A 2,302-nucleotide genomic window follows, 5' to 3' on the forward strand; every position below is an offset into this window, starting at 1 on the left:
TACTAGAAAAACAACCTGCTCATGCCCGCGATAAAGCCGAATTCGACAATTTTGCTGAGTTGGGCCTGACCAAAGAAAACCAATTTAACTTGGCAGACCTGAATCCGTTCAAACAATTTTTGATTTCCACCGGTGCAAAATTGGCAAACGATAAATTGCATTCTGCTTTGCAATCCAAAGGCACATCACCTAAAGAAAACGACTGGAATGTGTGGCGAGATCCGCTCGGTGAATATGGCACTAATTATACGGTGCGTGCCGGCGTCACTTTAGGTGGACTAGGGGCATTATCGGCTCAAGAAGCCGCCTATCCAAGCGCAGATACCGATATTAACGGTGAAAAATTACATGGCAGTAACAAGTATCAGTTGCGATTTAAAGCAGGGCAGATGCCACCCGTTAATGCGTTTTGGTCGCTGACTATGTACAACACCGAAGGTTATTTGATTGAAAGTCCAATTAACCGTTATCTTGTTAACAGCTCAGACGATTTACAATTGAATGACGATGGCTCGTTAACTATTGTGATCCAGCATCAGCAGCCCACTGACAAGGTATCTAACTGGCTACCCGCGCCAGCCGAAGAGTTTACGGTATTGTTAAGATTGTACGACACAACCACAGCTTTCACCGATGGCAGTTGGGAATTACCGCCTCTTGAGCGTTTAGAATAGCTACCTAAATTAGGAAAAACATGCAGCAAATTGATAGTCGTCAATTTGCTGCTTTGTTTGCAATGGGATTAAAGCGCATAAGGGCTTTTTCAAACAAAATTCTATGGTAAACTGAGTGCCGATTTAGAGTCCTCCTTTTCATTTTTCACTAACAGACTACACCTTGAACTCAACCGAACTTCGCAGCGCTTTCTCTCTCGCCTTTGTGTATGTACTTCGTATGCTGGGCTTATTTATGGTGATGCCCGTTATCGCCATTGGCGCTAAACACTATCCTGATTATTCTGCTTTTTTGATTGGCTTAGCCATTGGTGGCTATGGATTAACGCAAGCATTATTACAAATACCTATGGGTGTGTTATCCGATAAAATCGGACGCAAGCCAGTTATTGCTGGCGGACTCGTAGTATTTGCAATAGGCAGTTTAGTAGCCGCGACTGCCGACAGCTTAGCTTGGGTTGTGGTAGGGCGATTTTTACAAGGAGCAGGTGCCATTGCGGGTGCCATCATGGCTTTGGCCGGCGATTTAAGCCGTGAAAAACAACGTCCCAAAGTGATGGCTATCATTGGTATCTCTATCGGTTTTTCGTTTTATTTAGCATTGTTGCTTGGGCCAATCATCGCTGCAAAATACGGCTTAAGTGGCATTTTCCTAATCACAGGTGTGTTAGCTTGCTTTTGTATTTTATTAATCTTGTTTGTAGTGCCAAGCGCTACCAATATCGCACCAAGAGGCGATACCCTGCCGGTAGTTGAAGATTTAAAAAGCCTATTTATACAACCGCAATTATTGCGCCTTAACATCAGCGTATTGCTGTTACATATGTTGATCACCCTACTATTTGTACAAATACCCGTATTTTTAATCGATTTACAGTGGCCACTAAACACGCACTGGCAAGCATATTCAATAGTGTTGTTTGCATCGGTTTTAGGATTAGTTGTGTTGATGGCGCTAGCTGCAAAATATCAACATAGAGTGTTGCAAGGCAGCGTGGCCGGATTGGCAGTGGTATTTACCTTGCTAATATTTGGCCAACATTCCATTATTTATTTGTTGGTTTTAGTTAGCTTGTTTTTTACTTGTTTTAACTATTTAGAGGCCAATTTTCCTGCCATGGTTTCGAATATCGCGCCAGCGGGTAAAAAAGGTTCTGCTATGGGATTTTATGCTAGTTTTCAGTTTTTTGGCGCCTTTATCGGTGGGGTGTTGTCTGGCAGCATCGGCGAATTACTGGGGATTCAATGGGTATTTATTCTAGCCGCAATTGTATGCTGTATTTGGTTGTTATTGATTAGCGGTTTACAGGCGACGAATCGATTCAAACGTTATACACTTAATAGCAAGCAACAAATCACAACTCTAACGCTGCAACAACTTTCAGAATTAGCAGGCGTAATTGACATAACCGTTGTGCCAAACGAACAAGTCTTATATTTAAAGGCAGAACAACATTTTGATATTCAACAAGCCAAGCTTGTACTGAATATAAAAGATTAATTAGGAGGAAAAATGGCAAGCAAAGGCGTAAACAAAGTAATTTTAGTGGGTAACTTGGGCAAAGATCCCGAAGTTCGCTACACCCCAAATGGCAAAGCCGTAGCCAATTTAACCTTAGCCACTTCTG

General features: G+C 42.3%; 3 protein-coding genes. All 3 read left to right on the top strand.

Annotation, left to right across the window (positions count from 1 at the left end; genetic code table 11):
- Positions 1-674 (top strand): DUF1214 domain-containing protein (locus Q0688_RS10560; protein ID WP_299075800.1); only part of this gene is annotated, 674 nt, incomplete at its 5' end.
- Between the two features lie 163 nt (positions 675-837).
- Entirely contained in the window at positions 838-2,175 is a 1,338-nt protein-coding gene (locus Q0688_RS10565; RefSeq protein WP_299075803.1) for an MFS transporter, read from the top strand.
- A gap of 12 nt (positions 2,176-2,187) precedes the next feature.
- A partial coding sequence (ssb, locus tag Q0688_RS10570; protein ID WP_299075806.1) for a single-stranded DNA-binding protein occupies positions 2,188-2,302 on the top strand: 115 nt, incomplete at its 3' end.

It is taken from the genome of uncultured Paraglaciecola sp. (genome assembly GCF_937123705.1).
In the GTDB taxonomy this organism is placed as follows: Bacteria; Pseudomonadota; Gammaproteobacteria; order Enterobacterales; family Alteromonadaceae; genus Paraglaciecola.